This window comes from Nocardiopsis sp. NPDC055879 (assembly GCF_053615935.1).
In genome coordinates this window covers 139398-156319 of sequence record NZ_JBSHCT010000002.1, presented here as the reverse complement: position 1 = coordinate 156319, position 16922 = coordinate 139398, and the positions used below count along the sequence as shown (strand labels likewise).

Sequence of the window (16922 nt, the reverse complement as noted above, 5' to 3'; positions counted from 1 at the left end):
GCGTTCTCGGGGGCTCAGGCGCTGCGTTCGATCGCTCGCAGGGAGCGGTCGGTGATCGAACGCGGTCCCCGGCCCAGGGCGACCAGCCCTGACTTGACCAGTTCCCTGATTCCGAAGGGTTCCAGATTCTTGACCAGGGCATCGAGTTTCTCGGGGTCGCCGGTGGCCTCGATGACGACGACGTCCGGGCTGACGTCCACGACATGCGCGCGGAAGAGCTCGGCCGTCTGAAGCACATGGGTGCGGCTGTTCGCGTCGGCCTTGACCTTGATCAAGAGCAGCTCGCGCTGCACCGACGCGGTGGTGTCCATCTCCACGATCTTGACGACGTTGACCAGCTTGTTGAGCTGTTTGGTCACCTGCTCCAAAGGGTGGAGGTCGCAGTTGACCGCGATCGTCATCCTGGACAGACCGGGGTACTCAGTGGTGCTGACACTGAGTGAGTCGATGTTGAACCCACGACGGGAGAAGAGAGCGGAGGCTCGGGCGAGGATGCCCGGGGTGTCCTCCACCAGAACGGAAAGCGTGTGACTGCTCATGCTTGTTCGGCCTTCTCCTAGTCCTGGTGTTCCCAGTTCGGCGCCATGTCCCGCGCGTACTGGATGTTGTCGTTGCTGACGCCGGGACCGACCATCGGCCAGACCATGGCGTCGTGGTTGACGGTGAAGTCGACGACCACTGGGACGTCGTTGATCGACATCGCCTTCTCGATGGTGGCGTCGATGTCCTCGGGGCGTTCGCAACGCAGTCCGACACAACCGTAGGCCTCGGACAGGCGCACGAAGTCCGGAATCCGGACCTTCTCGTCCTTCGGTGAGGTCTGCAGGTCGGTGTTGGAGTAGCGGCCCTCGTAGAACAGGGTCTGCCACTGGCGGACCATGCCCAGGTTGCCGTTGTTGACGATGGCGACCTTGATCGGGATGCCCTCGACGGCGCAGGTGGCGAGTTCCTGGTTGGTCATCTGGAAGCAGCCGTCGCCGTCGACCGCCCAGACCACGCGGTCGGGGTCGCCGGCCTTGGCGCCCAGGGCGGCCGGGACGGAGAAGCCCATGGTGCCCAGACCACCGGAGTTGACGAAGGAGCCGGGGCGCTCGTAGTCGATGAACTGCGCGGCCCACATCTGGTGCTGGCCGACGCCCGCCACGTAGGTGGCCTCGGGGCCCACGACCTGGCCCAGGCGCTCGATGACGGCCTGCGGCGACAGGGAGTCGTCGTCGGGGACGTCGTAGCCCTTGGGGTAGGTGGTGCGCAGCTGGTTCAGCCGGTTCCACCAGGCCTCGTAGTCGCCCTGGCGGCCCTTCTCCTGGTCGGCGCGCACGGCCACGACCATATCGGCGAGGACCTCTCGGGCGTCGCCGACGATGGGAACGTCCGCGTGCCGGTTCTTGGAGATCTCGGCGGGGTCGATGTCGGCGTGGACGACCTTGGCGTCGGGGGCGAAGCTGTCCAGCCGGCCGGTGACGCGGTCGTCGAAGCGAGCGCCCAGGGCGAAGATGAGGTCGGCCTGCTGCAGCGCTCCGACGGCGGCGACGTCGCCGTGCATGCCCGGCATGCCCACGTACTGCGGGTGCGAGTCGGGGAAGACACCGCGGGCCATCAGGGTGGTGACCACGGGGACGCCGGTGAGTTCGGCCAGGACCCGCAGTTCGGCGGCGGCGTTGGCGCGCAGGACCCCTCCGCCCACGTACAGGACGGGGCGCTTGGCCTCGGCGATCATCCGGGCGGCCTCGCGGACCTGCTTGCCGTGCGGCTTGGTGACCGGGCGGTAGCCGGGCAGGTCCAGGCGCTCGGGCCAGACGAACTCGGCGGCGGCCTGTAGGGCGTCCTTGGAGATGTCGACCAGGACCGGACCGGGGCGACCGCTGGAGGCGATGTGGAAGGCCTCGGCGATGGTGCGCGGGATGTCGCGCACGTCCTTGACCAGGAAGTTGTGCTTGGTGATCGGCATCGTGATGCCGCAGATGTCGGCTTCCTGGAAGGCGTCGGTGCCGATCATCGGGGCGGCGACCTGGCCGGTGATGGCGACCATCGGGACGGAGTCCATGTGGGCGTCGGCCAGCGGCGTGACCAGGTTGGTGGCACCTGGACCGCTGGTGGCCATACAGACCCCGGGGCGTCCCGTGGCGTAGGCGTAGCCCTCGGCCGCGTGCCCCGCCCCCTGCTCGTGGCGCATCAGGATGTGGCGCACCTTGGCCGAATCGTAGAGGGGGTCGTACGCGGGGAGGATGGCGCCGCCGGGAATCCCGAAGACAGTGTCAACGCCGACGTGCTCCAGCGACCTGATCAGCGATTGGGCGCCGGTCATCTGCTCGGTCATCTCAAGATCCTTCAGCGATGTCCAGAGCGGCGGTGGGGCTCTGGAAGTGGTGGTTTCCGGTCTCATGGCCTGGTGCGGCAATAAAAAAACCCCCACCGCCCGGTGGCGGTCGAGGGGTGGCGCGCAGCAGAAGAAACTCAGTGGGCTGCGCGCCGACCAAGTACGAGAATCAGGAGGTTGTTCTGCACGCTGTCAACATTGGCCGAAGGGGCCCGTTCGCGTCAACCGGTTCCACGTATTGTCTCACCATGCAAGACGCCGATTTCAGCATCCGGCGAGACTCGAACCACCGAGAAACGCCCTGGCCTGCATATATACACGAAGGACCCCTGCCGCGTGTAACACAGAACACGTGACAGGGGTCGGACACATCCACCCCGAGCCGGACTTAACAGTCCATCTCGAACTACTCCCCGAAGAGGTCCTCGACCCGCTCGACGTGTGCCGCCTTGCGCAACATCGCGTCCAGAACGGCGATGTCGGTGGTGCCGGTGATCCGTTCCCGAGCCGCCTCGGACACCTTGATCTCCCTGGCCTCAAGGAACCCGAGCAAGGCCTCGACACGCCCCTCCGCGCGCCCCTCTCGGAAAGGCCGCCCGATCAGTTCGGTCTTGAACTCGTAGTCCTTCAGCATGATGAGCTTCTCCAATGCTCCGGGAGCCGCGACGGAGAGGGCCGCGAGCGCATAGGTTCGACGATGATCCCCAGAACGGGAACCGGATCGTCCCGCTTCTCGTGCGGGTAGGGCGGCCGTTCGCAGACCACCACCGAATCCGAGGTCAGGTGAGTCAGCGCCGTGCTCGTGGCCTCGGCGGAGTCGCAACGGACACGGGTGAACTCCGGCAACGGCTTACCGGTGATCTCCTTGAGGAGTTCGACCACAGACGCGGGATCGTTGCGGATCAGGTCGAGTGGGAACTCGTGCTGATGAGAGGGCATGCCGGAAAATTAGCGCCCATATCCGCGTCTCCGCAGGTGAACAGCGCTACATCCGGTTTGGTGGTGGTTCGTCCTACAGGTTGACGCCGGCTTCGCCACCGACGAGGGACTCCACACCGCTCGCGGGCATCGGGCGGGCCACCAGGAAACCCTGTCCGTGGTCGCAACCCATCACCCGCAACTGCTCCAGCTGCTCGGGGCGTTCGATGCCCTCGGCGACCACCTGGACGCCCAGGTCCCGTCCCAGTTGGACGATCGTGTGGGTGAGCAGGGTGACCGTGTCATCGCGGCCCAGGTCGGCGATGAACGAAGGGTCGATCTTGATGGCGTCCACGCTCAACTCCCGCAGGTGGGCCAGGGACGCGTACCCCATGCCGTAGTCGTCGATGGCCAGCCGAACACCCAGGCCGCGGAGCTCGCCGAGGCGCTCCACCGCGTCACCCTGGTCGTCGAGGAGGACCTCCTCGTCCACCTCCAGGGTCAGCACCTCCGAGGACAGGCCCGTCTCGTTGAGGACGCCCTCCACGGCACGCACGAAGCGGGGCGACAGCACCTGCTTGACCGAGAGGTTCACCGACAGGCCGATGTCCCAGTCCGAGACCCGCCACACGGCGACCTTCTCGCAGGCCTCACGCAGGATCCACTCCCCCAGCGGCACGATCAGCCCCGACTCCTCGGCCGCGCCGATGAACGCGTCCGGGCCGACGACCTCGCCGTCACGGTCCCAGCGCACCAACGCCTCCACCGCGGTGACCTGGGACGTCCCCAGGTCCACGATCGGCTGGTACTCCAGGAAGAACTCACCGTTGCTGAGCGCCTGGCGCAGCCGGATCTGCAACTCCAGCCGGGACACGACCATGTCGTGCATGTGGGCCGCGTAGACCTCGACGTTGCCCGCGCCGCGCTCCTTGGCCCGGGTCATCGCCACGTCGGCGTTGCGCAGCAGCTCACCGCTGTCCGTGGAGGGTTCGGCGAAGGCCACCCCGATGCTCGCGGTCAGCAGGATGTCGCGGTCGGCCACCTGGAAGGGTTCGGAGGCGATCACCCGGCCCAGACGTTCGGCCAGGTCCACCACGCGCTGGGCCTTGGGAACGTCCTCGACCAGGACCGCGAACTCGTCGCCGCCCCAGCGCGCCAGGGTGGCGTTGGAGTCCAGCTCACCGCGCAACCGGCGCGCGGCCTGCCCCAGCATGTGGTCGCCCCGCACGTGTCCGGCGGAGTCGTTGACCGCCGTGAACCCGTCCAGGTCCAGGAAGATCACCGCGACGTCGCCGGTGTGCTCGTCGTTGATGGCCCGGTGCGCCAGCACGTCGCTGGCCCTCTCCTCCAGATAGGCCCGGTTGGGCAGGCCCGTCACACCATCGTGGAAGGTCAGGTGCTCCACCTGGTCCTGCAGGGCCACCTGAGCACTGATGTCGCGGGTGGTCACCAGCAGCCGGTCGGGTTCGCCGGGCTGTTCGTAGAGCGAGACGGTGGACTCGGTGTGCCGCCAGGTCCCGTCCGCGGCCCGTACCCGCAGCCGCAGGTGCACCCCCTGGCCGCTGCGTTGGCCGAACAGGTCCAGGACGGCGTTGGTGCGCGACAGGTCCTCGGGGTGGATGAGCGTGGTCACCGGCGCGGCGAGCACGTCGTCCAGCCGGTAGCCGAACGCCTCGGCGGTGCCCGGGCTGAGGTAGAACACCCCGCCGTCGCGATCCAGCACCAGGATGACGTCGCCGCTGTTGCGGGCCAGTTCGTTGAAGTGCCCCTCACGGTTGCGGACCATGCGGGTGAGGGTGGCGTTCTCCTCCAGCATTCCCAGCACGCGCACCACGAGCACGATCACGGCGGTGCCCGCGGCGATCGGCAGGACCGCGGCGACCTCGGACATCCGCAACGCCCCGGCGGTGAGCACGACGGTGGCGGCCAGGACCGAGGCCAGGGCGGCGAACTCGGGGGCGAACCGGTACAGCCCACGTCCGGTGATCCGGCGCGGCTCGGCGCCCGGCCGGTGCTCCACCAGCCACGGAAGCGCGCCCAACAGCGCGAAGCCCAGGAACCGCACCGGCTGTTCGATCCCCCCGGCCACCGGCGGCCCGGTGAGGCGGGTGACCGCGCCGATCATGTCGGAGGCGGCGATGGCGATGAGGGCTCCGGTCGCCACCAGCACCGCGCGCCGGGTGCTGTGCGGCGACATGAACACCAGCGGGATGAGCAGGCACAACACCACGATGTCGGCCACCGGGTACACCAGCGCGAACCCGAGCAGCCCCGCCCCTTGGCCCAGCTCCTCGTACAACGGCGAGAACAACAGGACCCACACCACGGAGAACACCGCGGCGGCGCACACGTAGCTGTCGGTGATGTGCCGGATCGCCGTGCGCAGTCCACCCGGCCAAGGCGCGAACTTGGTGAAACCGATCACGAAGAGTGGCAGCGCGACCAAGGCGAACAGGTCGCCCAGGGTGAGGGAGAAGACCGACCCGGCGCTGAACGTCCGGGTGATGGCGTGGGTCAGGGCACCCGCGCACCAGGCCAGGGCCGAGAAGCCGAGGAACCTCAGCGCGGCCGGGCCGTCCGCCCCGTCGACGTGCGCGTCCCGGTCGGCTCCGGTTCGAGCCCAGCGTTTGGCGGCCAACAACAGGGACGCGCCCGCGGCGCCCGCGACCACGGCCCCGGGCCACTGCCCGAGGGAGTCCGCGACCGTACTCTCCCCCGCCGGGATCAACGTCCCCAGGAGATAGAGGAGAAAGAGCGCGCCCAAACCGAACACCGCAAGCCGGCGTGCCTTGAGACCCATCAGGGGCCTCCCCAACGCCTGGCTCTCTCCTCGGACATGGAGCACCCACCTCGTGTATTTCTCGACTCAGGACGCGGTGGAACGCACGCACCCCATGCATGGACACCCTACGCAACCAAGGTCACACGGCGATTGAGGACCGGCTGAGAGATGGCGACGGAACGGCTACTCTCGGTCACCTCGGTTTCAGGTTCAACCCGTCCCCCGCACCCGCCCCGTCCCTGACCCCGCTCCTGAAAAAGGGATCGGCGCCGCGGGGCCCCTGCCGCCCCACGACGCCGCATGAAGCCTGGAAGGCTCCGTGTAAGCCTCGGACCGACACCGTTGCGGGTGCCGGGTCCAAGGCGGGAACCTCGGCTCAGCCGGAGAGCTTCTCCAGGATGAGTTCGCGGGCCCGGCCCGCGTCGGCCTGACCACGGGTGGCCTTCATGACAGCGCCGACCAGGGCGCCGGCCGCGGCGACCTTGCCACCGCGCACCTTGTCCGCGGCGTCGGGGTTGGCCGCGATCGCCTCGTCGACGGCCGCACCGAGCGCACCGTCGTCGCTGACGACCTTGAGGCCGCGCGCCTCCACCACGGCGTCGGGCTCGCCCTCGCCGGCGAGGACACCCTCGACCACCTGACGGGCGAGCTTGTTGGTGAGCGTACCCTCGGCGACCAGCGCGATGATCCGGGCCACCTGCGCGGGGGTGATGGGCAGCGCGCCCAGCTCCACCTCTTGCTCGGTCGCGCGGCGCGAGAGCTCGTTCAGCCACAGCTTGCGGGCCTCGGCCGAGGGTGCACCCTCGGCCACGGTGGCCTCCACCAGAACGATGGCGTCGGCGTTGACCAGGTCGCGCAGCTCGGTGTCGGTGAGCTTCCACTCGGTCTTGATCCGGGCCCGCTGGGCGGCGGGCAGCTCGGGCAGGGTGGCGCGCAGTTCCTCGATCCACTCGGCCGACGGAGCGACAGGGACCAGGTCGGGGTCCGGGAAGTAGCGGTAGTCCTGGGCCTCCTCCTTGGAGCGGCCCGAGGTGCTACGGCCCAGCTGCTCCTGGAAGTGGCGGGTCTCCTGGACCACGCGCTCCCCCGCGTCGAGCACGCCGGCCTGACGCTCGATCTCCGAGGTCACGGAGCGTTCCACCGAGCGAAGCGAGTTGACGTTCTTGGTCTCGCTACGGGTGCCCCACTTCGAGGCACCGATCTCGTTGATGGACACGTTCACGTCGCAGCGCATGGAGCCCTCCTCCATGCGCACGTCGGAGATGCCCAGGGAACGGACCAGGTCGCGCAGCTCGGCGGCGTAGGCGCGGGCCACCAGCGGGGCGAGCCCACCGGTGCCGGTGATGGGCTTGGTGACGATCTCCAGCAACGGGATGCCGGCGCGGTTGTAGTCCACGTTGGAGTGGCTGGCGCCGTGGATCCGCCCGGTGGAACCACCCACGTGGGAGGACTTGCCGGTGTCCTCCTCCATGTGCACGCGCTCGATCTCGATGCGGAACTCGCGCGGGCCGTCGGGGGTGTCGACCGTGACGTCCAGGTGTCCGTCGACGCAGATCGGCTCGTCGTACTGCGAGATCTGGTAGTTCTTCGGCATGTCCGGGTAGAAGTAGTTCTTCCGCGCGAACCTGCCCCATGGGGCGATGGAGCAGTTGAGCGCCAACCCCAGACGGATCGCGCCCTCCACCGCCTTCTCGTTGACCACCGGCAAGGAGCCGGGGAAGGCCAGACACACCGGGCACACCTGGGTGTTGGGCTCGGCACCGAACGCGGTCGGGCATGAGCAGAACATCTTGGAGGCGGTGCCCAGTTCGATGTGGGTCTCCAGGCCGAGCACAGGTTCGTACCTGGTCAGCGCCTGCTCGAAGCTAGGAGTTACCGCGTGGGCCATCGCCGCAAACCCGTTTCAGTAGAGGACATACCTTCCAGGTCAGCCTACCGAGGTCGAGGGGCCCTCTGTGCCCGTTCCCGACCCTCGCGGGACAAACGGATGTCACGGCGAGCGCACGATTGGGCCGCTAAGGAGGAGATCTACCGTCACCCAGGGTGCCGGACCGTTAGTCTTGATTGCCAGGAAACACGAATTCGCCGGTCGGGGCAGGGTCGCCCCAACCGCCCTTCCGCACGGGAGCGCCTGAGCATGTCCGGCATCCTGCGTCGGTGCGCCGCGTTGCTTTGCGCGAGCACGCTGATCGGCGCCCTCTCCACTTCACCCGTCCACGCCGACGGTTTCTCGCGCGTGGACCGCGACCCGATGGCGGGTGCCCCGGTCCTGCTCGAAGACGGCCGGGAACTACAGACGGCCCTGTTCAGCCTGCGTGTGGCCGACGAGGACTCTGTGCGCGCCTACGCGATGATGGTGGACGAGGAGGTGCGTCCGAGTACCGCCTACGTCGAGTCCGCGTGGGCGGACCGCCCGGAGTGGACGGCCACGGCCCGGGAGACGGACCCGGCCGACCGCGCGAACTGGATCGTGCGTCACTCCTACCCCAACCTGCCGCTGACGTCGTTGGCCTCCGAGGCCGGGTTGCCGGTCCTTGAGGAGCACACGGCGATCGCCGCCACCCAGGCCGCGCTGTGGCACGTGTTGGACGACGTGGACCCCGGCACCGAGGGCAACTCCGACGAGATGCTGCACCTTTTCGACCACCTGGTCGAGGGCAGCTCCGCCACCGAGGGCGGCACGACCGCCCGATCGTTGGAGCTCTCCCCCACCCAGGTGGAGGAGATCGCGCCGGGCGAGCCCTTGGGCCCGTTGACGGTGTCCAGTTCGGGTGAGGGGGATGTGCAGGTGTCCGTGCGCGGCGCACCCGCGTCCTGGCTCGTGGACTCCGCGGGTCAGGAGGTCTCGAAGGTCTCCGACGGTGACGAGGTCTACCTCGACGTCGACCCGTCGGTACCGGCCGGGGTGGCCACCGTGCACGCGCGCGGCCCGGGCGTCCCCCTCCCGGAGGGGCGTCTGTTCACCGGCCGCGAGGGGGTGCGCACCCAGCCGCTCATCACCGCGGAACCGGGTACCGCCACCAGTTCCACCACCGCGACGGTCACCTGGCACGCCGAGGAACCCGCCGAGGCCGGTACCGCGGACGAGCCGGCGACCCCCGAACCGGAGCCGACGGCCGCACCCGCCGAGGAACCCGCGGACGAACCCGAAGTCATGACCGAGGTCCCGAAAGACGAGGACCGAAATCAGGAGGATGGTCTGGCCCTGACCGGCACCTGGCTGTCGGGACTCCTGGTCATCGCGGGTGCATTGGTGGTATCCGGCCTGCTCATCCTGGTTCTGGGCCGTAAGCGTCGGGATTAGGCAGCCGAAACAGCCTCACCGCGCCGACCTCGATCTATAACATCTCGCCGCAATCCGGATTTGCCCTGCCCAGATTTGGACTTGCCCGTAATGGGCCACATTTTTCGTGAAGCGGGTTGGAAAGCACGAACCGTCTCGCTAGTATCGGCCGGGCGATCGACGACCCAGGGAGCACGCGGCCCCCTCCCGCGTCTGACGGCCCTCCCGGAGAGATCGCTCCCCTGAATGGCTCCGCGCCCCCTGACCCCGACCGTGGCGTCCATTCACTTCCGCACCGGCGGATCATCCGGTTCACCCCTAATAAGACACCGGGAAACAACTTGAGTAACTTCTCCCTCCCCCGCATCGTCGGCCGCACCGGCCTCGCGGCCTCCGCGGCCGCCTTCCTGGCCTTCGGTCTGGCCGCCCCCGCGGCCGCCGACGAGGTCGAGACCTACGAAGGTTCCGCCGAGGGCACCTACATCGGCAACGCCGAGAGCGGTCCCAAGGTCCACATGGGCGGCAGCTCGGTCCCGACCAGCCTGTTCAACCTGGAACTGACCGACGGCAGCGTCCTCACGATGTACTGCATCGACTTCCGGACCAACATCGTCGGTCAGGCCGAGTACAAGGAAGACGACTGGGCCGACTACCCGGGCAAGGGCGAGTTCGCCGAGCCCGGCAAGGTCCTGTGGATCCTGCAGAACGCCTACCCGAACACCGACGCCGCCGCCCTCGGTGAGGCCGCGGGTGTCGAGGGTCTGAGCAACGAGGACGCCCTCGGTGCCACCCAGGCCGCCATCTGGCACTTCAGCAACGACATGGACCTCTCCGACGGCAACAGCGAAGCCGTCGTGGCGGTCTACGAGTACCTGACCGCCAACGCCGAGAGCATCGAGGAGGAGCCCGGCGCCGCGCTGAGCATCACCCCGAACTCCGCCGAGGGCACCGCCGGTTCGACCGTCGGCGAGTTCGAGATCTCCACCAACTCCGCGGAGATCCCGGTCACCCTGGACGCCCCCGAGGGTGTCGAGCTGGTCGACGTCGAGACCGGTGAGAAGGTCGACGCCGTCGACAACGGCGACAAGGTCGGCTTCGCCGTGCCCGAGGGCACCGAGCCGGGCGAGGCCTCCTTCTCCCTGGAGGCGACCTCCTCCGTGGAGACCGGCCGTCTGTTCCAGGGCAAGTCCGCCAGTGTCCCCACCCAGACGCTGATCACCGTCGACGGTGACGAGACCTCGGTCACCGCTTCGGCCTCCGCCACCTGGGCCGCGGGCGAGACCCCGACCGAGCCGACCCCGACCCCGACTCCGACCGAGGAGCCCAGCGAGCCTGCTCCGACCCCGAGCGAGGAGCCCAGTGAGCCGGGCGACGACAAGCCCACTCCCCCGGCCGAGAGCGACGAGCCCACCCTGCCGGTGACCGGTGGAGCGCTGGCCGGCCTGGTCGCCGCGGGCATCGCCGCCCTCGGTGCCGGTGGTGGCGCCATCTACCTGAGCCGCAAGCGCAAGGCCGGTGCCGGCGACGCCGCTGAGGACACCGACGTGTAACAGCCGACACATCCTTACCAGCCGGTAAGCCGAAGGGGCCCGTTCCAAAGGACGGGCCCCTTCGGTATTATCGGACAGGAACAAATCGGTACTGTTGTGCCACCGGGCTCAAAGAGCCCAAACCCTCTCCGCCCACTCGGGCATCTGTTCTCCTCCCTCCCCGCTGTCGTACACACGTGGCACAACACCTAGCGACAGGACACGACTTGAAGCTCTCCCCCTCCCCCCGCGCCTTCTCCCGCGCGGGTGTCGCGGCCTCCGCCGCCGCGTTCCTCGCCCTCGGTCTGGCCGCCCCCGCCGCGGCCGACAACGGCGACGTGGTGCGCGCTCAGTACACGAGCAACCACCAGTCCGGTGTGACGGTCCACATGGACGGGCGCACCATCGGCACCAACCTGTTCAACCTGGACGTCGAGGCCGGCGGTAAGGCCATCACTTACTGCATCGACATCGAGACCGGCATCCGGTCCAACGCCTGGTACAACGAGGACGACTGGGCGAACTACCCCGGCAAGGGCGCGTTCGCCGACTCCGAGCCCGGCAAGGTCCTCTGGATTCTCCAGCACGGCTACCCGGCCCTGTCCGGTTCGGAGCTGGCCTCCGCCGCCGACACCAACATCCGAGTCAGCGACGAAGAGGCTCTGGGCGCCACCCAGGCCGCCATCTGGCACTTCAGCAACGGCGCGTCCCTGGACCAGCGCAACAAGCCGGCGGTGAAGGCCGTCTACGACTACCTGGTCGAGAACGCCGAGGAGCTGGCCCAGTCGCCGGCGTCCCTGAGCGTCAGCCCGGACTCGGCCACCGGCAAGGCCGGTGAGACCGTCGGCGAGTTCGTGGTCTCCACCACCGCTTCGGAGATCCCGGTCACCCTGGACGCCCCCGAGGGCGTCGAGCTGGTCGACGTCGAGACCGGTGAGAAGGTCGACGCCGTCGACAACGGCGACAAGGTCGGCTTCTCCATCCCCGAGGAGGCGGAGGCCGGCCAGGCGTCCTTCTCCCTGGAGACCACCTCCACCATCCAGCGGGGTCGTCTGTTCAAGGGTGAGGACCCCGACAAGCCGACCCAGACGCTGATCACCGCCGAGGACACCGAGACCTCCGTCCAGGCCGGTGCCGGTGTCGAGTGGGCCGCGGCCGACCAGCCCGCCCCCGAGCCGGAGCCCGAGCCCGAGCCGGAGCCGAAGCCCACCCCGGACGAGACCGACGAGCCGGCCCCCAAGCCGACCCCGACCGACGAGCCGGAAGAGGACGACAAGCCCGCCCCCGGCAAGGAGGACGAGCCCACCCTGCCGGTGACCGGTGGAGCGCTGGCCGGCCTGGTCGCCGCGGGCATCGCCGCCCTCGGTGCCGGTGGTGGCGCCATCTACCTGAGCCGCAAGCGCAAGGCCGGCGCCGCTGACGTCACCGACGCCTAAGCCCGCTTCCCAGGTCGCGAGAAGTGTCCGTTCGGGCGCCGTCAGGCCCTGTTCTCTGGAAACCCGGGGAGGTGCCGGCGGTGGGATAGCACGTTTTTTCGCTATCACACCAGAGGTGCCGAAGGTTCCTGACTTTTTGGGGCGCCCGAACACGCCAAAGCGAAGCGGCGGCGCTGAACGATAGGGCCCGTTCCCGTGCATGGCACGGGGGCGGGCCCCTTTGGTTTACCCGTGGTCGTCCGAATGGCTGATACCGGCCAGTTCGTAATAGATCCGTTGTTCCATGTGACCCAGTGTGAAAGCCTCTCTCCGCAACCTCCCAGGAAGAGAAGTGACGCACGTGTTCCGCCGCGCATCCTCCGTTCTCCTCGCTCTCACCCTGTCCCTGGTCCCCCTCTCCGTGACCGGCTCCGCCTCCGCCGAACCCGCCCCCTACCGCGGTTCCGTCGAGGGTCGGTACACCGGGGTCGCCGAACACGGGCACGCCGTAACCATGGCGGGCGAGCCCTACACCACCACCGCGACCTTCAACGTCCACCTGGAGGAGAGCGACCAGCGGCTCACCACCTACTGCATCGACGTGCGCACCGGGCTGGTCGAGGACGCCTGGTACCGCGAGGACCAGTGGGAGAACTACCCGGGACGGGGCGACTTCACCGATCCCGGCAAGGTGCACTGGATCCTGAAGAACTCCTATCCGGTGGTGGACGTGGAGGATCTCCAGGAGGAGGCGGAGATGGCCAGGCTCACCGAGTCCGAGGCGCTCACCGCCACCCAGGCGGCCATCTGGCACTTCAGCAACGGCGTGGACCTGGACCGGGTCGAGCAGGGCCCCCAACTGGACACCAACGTCAACGCCGGAAACGTCACACACCTGTACCGGCACCTGATCGACAACGCCGAGGAACTTCCGAACGAGCCGGCCTCGCCGCTCACCGTCAGCCCCGACGCGGACTCCGGACTGGCCGGGGACACCATCGGCGAGTTCACCGTGGAGACCAGTGGGGAGAGCATCCCGGTCGGTGTGGAGGGACCCGACGGGGTCGAGGTGGTGGACGCCGACAGCGGCGACACCGTCGAGGAGGTGTCCGACGGTGACGTGGTGGCCTTCTCCGTGCCCGCGGACGCCGAAGCGGGCGAGGCCACGCTGGTCCTGGAGACGACCGCGGCGGTGGAGACCGGTCGCCTGTTCAAGGGCGAGGACTCCGAAGAGCCCACCCAGACGCTCATCTCCGCCGAGGACAGCGAGATCGTCATCGGTGACACCGCCGCCATCGCGTGGGACACCGCGGGCGGCACCCCGCCGGAGGTGGAGCCCACCACCGAAGCCGACCCGTCGCCGGTGGCCGACCAGGCCGCCACACCCACCTCCGGCGGTCTGGCCTTCACCGGCAACGCCGTGATCGCCCTGGTCGCCGCGGCCCTGGTCGCGATCGCCGCCGGCACGGGCGTGATGTACCTGACCCACCGCCGCAGGGCGCAGGCCGGCGAGTAGCCCACCCGACCCCGAACAGCCCGAAGGCCCCACACCCGTGAACGGGTGCGGGGCCTTCGTGATGCCGAACCGGCCGCTAGGCGACCGCGTAGGGGCTGCGGGCGATCAGGGAACCGTCCCGGTCGGTCAGGGCACGCTCGACGGCGGCCGCCACCCGATAGGTACGGTCGTCGGCCAGCGGCGGCGCCATGATCTGGAAGCCGACCGGCAGGCCGTCCTCCGGGGCCAGGCCGCACGGCACCGACAGCGACGCGTTCCCGGCCAGGTTGGACGGGATCGTGCACAGGTCGGCCAGGTACATCGCCATCGGGTCCTCGGCGCGCTCACCAAGCGGGAAGGCCGTGGTGGGCGTGGTCGGCGAGACCAGCACGTCCACCTTCTCGAAGGCGGCCTCGAAGTCGCGCTTGATGAGCGTGCGGACCTGCTGGGCGCTGCCGTAGAAGGCGTCGTAGTAGCCGCTGGACAGCGCGTAGGTGCCGAGCATGATCCGGCGCTTGACCTCCGGACCGAAGCCCTGGGCGCGGGTCAGCGACATGACCTCCTCGGCGCTGCGCGTACCGTCGTCGCCCACCCGCAGGCCGTACCGCATGGCGTCGAAACGGGCCAGGTTGGAGGAGGCCTCGCTGGGCGCGATGAGGTAGTAGGCGCTCAGGGCGGCGTCGAAGCTGGGGCAGGACACCTCGACGACCTTGGCACCCAGGGACTCCAGCAGCTCCACGGTCTCGCGGAAGCGCCGGCGCACACCCGGCTGGAAGCCGTCGTTGTCCAGTTCCTTGACCACGCCGACGGTCAGGCCCTCGACGTCGCCGTTACGGGCGGCCTCGACCACCTGCGGCACCGCGGCCTCGATGGAAGTGGAGTCGCGCGGGTCGTGTCCGGAGAACGCCTCGTGGAGCAGGGCGGCGTCCAGCACGTTGCGCGCGAACGGGCCCGGGGTGTCCAGGGAGGAGGCGAAGGCGATCATCCCGTAGCGGGAGGAACCGCCGTAGGTGGGCTTGCCACCGACCAGACCGCACACGGCGGCGGGCTGGCGGATGGAACCACCGGTGTCGGTTCCGGTGGCCAGGGGGGCCTCGAACGCGGCCACGGCAGCCGAGGAACCACCGGAGGAACCGCCCGGGACGCGATCGGTGTCCCACGGGTTGCGGGTGAGCTGGTAGGCGGAGTTCTCCGTGGAGGAGCCCATGGCGAACTCGTCCATGTTGGTCTTGCCCAGGATGACCATCCCGGCCTCGCGCAGGCGCGCGGTGACCGTGGCGTCGTAGGGCGGCTGCCAACCTTCGAGGATCTTGGAGGCCGCGGTGGTGGGCATGTCCTGGGTGGTGAACACGTCCTTGTGCGCGATCGGCACACCCGCGAGGGGGCCCTGTTCGGTGCCCTGGGCACGCTTGGCGTCCACCGCGCGGGCCTGTTCCAGCGCGGCTTCGCGGCCCACGTGCAGGAAGGCGCCGATGTCGCCGTCGACCTTCTCGATCCGGTCGAGGTAGGCGGTGGTGGCCTCCACCGAGGAGACCTCTCCCGCCTTGATCGCGGCACCGAGTTCGGCGGCACTGAGACGAATGACGTCGCTCATCTACTCTTCCTCCCCAAGGATCCGCGGGACCCGGAAGCGCTGGTCCTCCACCGCGGGGGCTCCGGCCAGGGCCTGCTCGGGAGTGAGGCCGTTCCTGGCCTCGTCGGGGCGGTAGACGTTGGTCAGCGGCAGGGCGTGCGAGCTCGGCGGGATGTCGCCCTGGGCGACCTCCTGCACCTTGGCCACGGCGGTGAGGATGTCACCGAGCTGGGCGGCGAGCGTTTCGAGCTCGCCCTCGTCGAGCGCCAGCCGTGACAACCGGGCGAGGTGCGCGACCTCATCGCGGGTGATGGCGGTCATCAGTTGAGAACCGTTTCTTCGGCGGACGGGTGATCAGCACAATCCTATTGGCCCCCGCCCGTGTCACGGTCCCGTTCCCCGTCACCTGAGTCCCATGACACCCGGTTCACCGTCGGCCGTGTAGGAGACCGCCACCGCACCGGGAACGTCCAGCGCCCGGTGCACACTCAGCCCCTCCGCCTTGTCCCACACGAAGGTGGAGTCCCCGTCGAACCCGTCAAACCGTCCGAACCCCTCGGAAGCGGAGGCGTCCTCCGTCCATTCGTTCAGGTAGAGCACTCCGTCCTCCAGCCCGACCCTGACTCCCTCGGCCCTGGTCTCCGGTTCCAGAGTGCGCTCGTTCGCGCCGGATCGGTCCCGGACCAGGTATTCACCGGCCTCGGTGTCCCAGAGGCCCAACCGGGATCCCTCAGGTGAGACCCACAGCAGATTTTGCGCATCCGAATATGTCACCTCTCCCGTATCGATATCGAGCAGCGAAATTCCCAGATCATGGGATTCGGGGTAATTGACATATATAAGCCCACCTGGACGTGAACTGATGGTGCGCTCCAGGGAGTCGATGGGCATCCGCCCGATAGTGTGTTCGAAGCGCCAGAGCTCCTCCCCCGTCTCGGGGGAAAGCCCTACCAGCTCCGATGTGAAATCCCACCCTACTGTCCAGGCCACGGTCTCCTCGTCCTCAGGATGTTCGAAGCAGGTAGTGGCGGCCACCACAACATCCTTCCTCACCGTCAAGTCATCCACCTGGCCCACATCGGAACAGTTCGGCACGTTCGACACGGACCACAGTCGTTCCCCGGTTGACAGGTCATAAGAGCTGGCCGAGTCCTCCCAACGAACAATCCAGGTGTCATCGGTGATGCCGGCCATGGCAGGACGCAAATGACCGAAAGAAGAATCATGGGTATAATCGATACCCGTCAAGTCTTGCGTGTACTCATATGCAATCCTCCCCGCATCGCTCTCAAAGAGCACTACCCGTGACTCCTCTTGGTCGTAAAGGACGACATACTCACCCCCACTCGCGACATTTCCAATGAACTCCCGGCTTCGATCATGGTAAGACCAGAGCTCCTCGCCCGTTTCACCGGATAGAGCGACGACACCAGTCTCGAAAAGAACCACGACTCCCTGATCTATCCTGCGGACGACCAGACTATCTGCACCCCGGGGAGGCTCCCAGGTCCAGGCGACCTCACTAATCGAATCCCTGAACTCTGGAGACTCCCCCGGCTCATGGATACTGTGGGAGGGACCAAGAACAGAACACCCGCACATAATAGCCA

13 protein-coding genes are annotated in these 16922 nt (G+C 68.3%); 4 read left to right on the top strand and 9 right to left on the bottom strand.

What is annotated here, in order from left to right; all coding sequences use genetic code 11:
- Positions 1–14 precede the first annotated feature (14 nt).
- From ilvN to gatB, 6 genes are all read right to left on the bottom strand, one after another.
- On the bottom strand, positions 15–539 hold the full coding sequence (gene ilvN, locus ACWGKS_RS02910; RefSeq protein WP_358513561.1) for an acetolactate synthase small subunit: 525 nt from the start codon (positions 537–539) through the stop codon (positions 15–17).
- A 17-nt stretch (positions 540–556) separates the two neighbouring features.
- A complete protein-coding gene (locus ACWGKS_RS02905; RefSeq protein ID WP_358513559.1) occupies positions 557–2383 on the bottom strand; it encodes an acetolactate synthase large subunit in 1827 nt (608 codons plus the stop codon).
- A gap of 340 nt (positions 2384–2723) precedes the next feature.
- On the bottom strand, positions 2724–2951 hold the full coding sequence (locus ACWGKS_RS02900; protein ID WP_358513558.1) for a hypothetical protein: 228 nt from the start codon (positions 2949–2951) through the stop codon (positions 2724–2726).
- Entirely contained in the window at positions 2945–3256 is a 312-nt protein-coding gene (locus tag ACWGKS_RS02895; RefSeq protein ID WP_358513557.1) for a hypothetical protein, read from the bottom strand. Before ACWGKS_RS02895 ends, ACWGKS_RS02900 begins: the two co-directional genes overlap by 7 nt.
- Positions 3257–3329: 73 nt before the next feature.
- The gene (locus ACWGKS_RS02890; RefSeq protein WP_452521576.1) at positions 3330–6035 is read right to left on the bottom strand and encodes an EAL domain-containing protein; all 2706 of its coding nucleotides are present in this window, start codon (positions 6033–6035) and stop codon (positions 3330–3332) included.
- A 358-nt stretch (positions 6036–6393) separates the two neighbouring features.
- Positions 6394–7905: an Asp-tRNA(Asn)/Glu-tRNA(Gln) amidotransferase subunit GatB gene (gatB, locus tag ACWGKS_RS02885; RefSeq protein ID WP_358513553.1), complete on the bottom strand. Its 1512-nt coding sequence runs from the start codon at positions 7903–7905 to the stop codon at positions 6394–6396.
- 249 nt (positions 7906–8154) lie between these two features.
- Between gatB and ACWGKS_RS02880 the strand changes: the two genes are divergently transcribed.
- From ACWGKS_RS02880 to ACWGKS_RS02865, 4 genes are all read left to right on the top strand, one after another.
- Positions 8155–9321 (top strand): thioester domain-containing protein, encoded by a 1167-nt coding sequence (locus ACWGKS_RS02880; protein ID WP_358513552.1) that lies wholly within the window; start codon positions 8155–8157, stop codon positions 9319–9321.
- Between the two features lie 320 nt (positions 9322–9641).
- A complete protein-coding gene (locus ACWGKS_RS02875; RefSeq protein WP_452521574.1) occupies positions 9642–10850 on the top strand; it encodes a thioester domain-containing protein in 1209 nt (402 codons plus the stop codon).
- Positions 10851–11056: 206 nt separating this feature from the next.
- Positions 11057–12265, top strand: coding sequence for a thioester domain-containing protein (locus tag ACWGKS_RS02870; protein ID WP_358513548.1), 1209 nt, complete (start codon positions 11057–11059; stop codon positions 12263–12265).
- A 331-nt stretch (positions 12266–12596) separates the two neighbouring features.
- Positions 12597–13760, top strand: a complete 1164-nt coding sequence (locus ACWGKS_RS02865) for a thioester domain-containing protein (protein WP_452521572.1) — start codon at positions 12597–12599, stop codon at positions 13758–13760.
- 76 nt (positions 13761–13836) lie between these two features.
- Here ACWGKS_RS02865 and gatA read toward each other — a convergent pair whose 3' ends face one another.
- From gatA to ACWGKS_RS02850, 3 genes are all read right to left on the bottom strand, one after another.
- On the bottom strand, positions 13837–15333 hold the full coding sequence (gene gatA / locus ACWGKS_RS02860; RefSeq protein WP_358513544.1) for an Asp-tRNA(Asn)/Glu-tRNA(Gln) amidotransferase subunit GatA: 1497 nt from the start codon (positions 15331–15333) through the stop codon (positions 13837–13839).
- Positions 15334–15633: an Asp-tRNA(Asn)/Glu-tRNA(Gln) amidotransferase subunit GatC gene (gene gatC / locus ACWGKS_RS02855; protein WP_067602534.1), complete on the bottom strand. Its 300-nt coding sequence runs from the start codon at positions 15631–15633 to the stop codon at positions 15334–15336.
- 81 nt (positions 15634–15714) lie between these two features.
- Complete coding sequence (locus ACWGKS_RS02850; protein WP_358513542.1) at positions 15715–16761, bottom strand: outer membrane protein assembly factor BamB family protein; 1047 nt, start codon at positions 16759–16761, stop codon at positions 15715–15717.
- Positions 16762–16922: the final 161 nt, after the last annotated feature.

Bases quoted from the DNA above. Each gene is read 5' to 3' on its own strand.
- gatC (WP_067602534.1), bottom strand. From the start codon at position 15,633: ATGACCGCCATCACCCGCGATGAGGTCGCGCACCTCGCCCGGTTGTCA.
- ilvN (WP_358513561.1), bottom strand. From the start codon at position 539: ATGAGCAGTCACACGCTTTCCGTTCTGGTGGAGGACACCCCGGGCATC.
- gatB (WP_358513553.1), bottom strand. From the start codon at position 7,905: ATGGCCCACGCGGTAACTCCTAGCTTCGAGCAGGCGCTGACCAGGTAC.
- gatA (WP_358513544.1), bottom strand. From the start codon at position 15,333: ATGAGCGACGTCATTCGTCTCAGTGCCGCCGAACTCGGTGCCGCGATC.
- ACWGKS_RS02895 (WP_358513557.1), bottom strand. From the start codon at position 3,256: ATGCCCTCTCATCAGCACGAGTTCCCACTCGACCTGATCCGCAACGAT.
- ACWGKS_RS02890 (WP_452521576.1), bottom strand. From the start codon at position 6,035: ATGGGTCTCAAGGCACGCCGGCTTGCGGTGTTCGGTTTGGGCGCGCTC.
- ACWGKS_RS02900 (WP_358513558.1), bottom strand. From the start codon at position 2,951: ATGCTGAAGGACTACGAGTTCAAGACCGAACTGATCGGGCGGCCTTTC.
- ACWGKS_RS02880 (WP_358513552.1), top strand. From the start codon at position 8,155: ATGTCCGGCATCCTGCGTCGGTGCGCCGCGTTGCTTTGCGCGAGCACG.
- ACWGKS_RS02905 (WP_358513559.1), bottom strand. From the start codon at position 2,383: ATGAGACCGGAAACCACCACTTCCAGAGCCCCACCGCCGCTCTGGACA.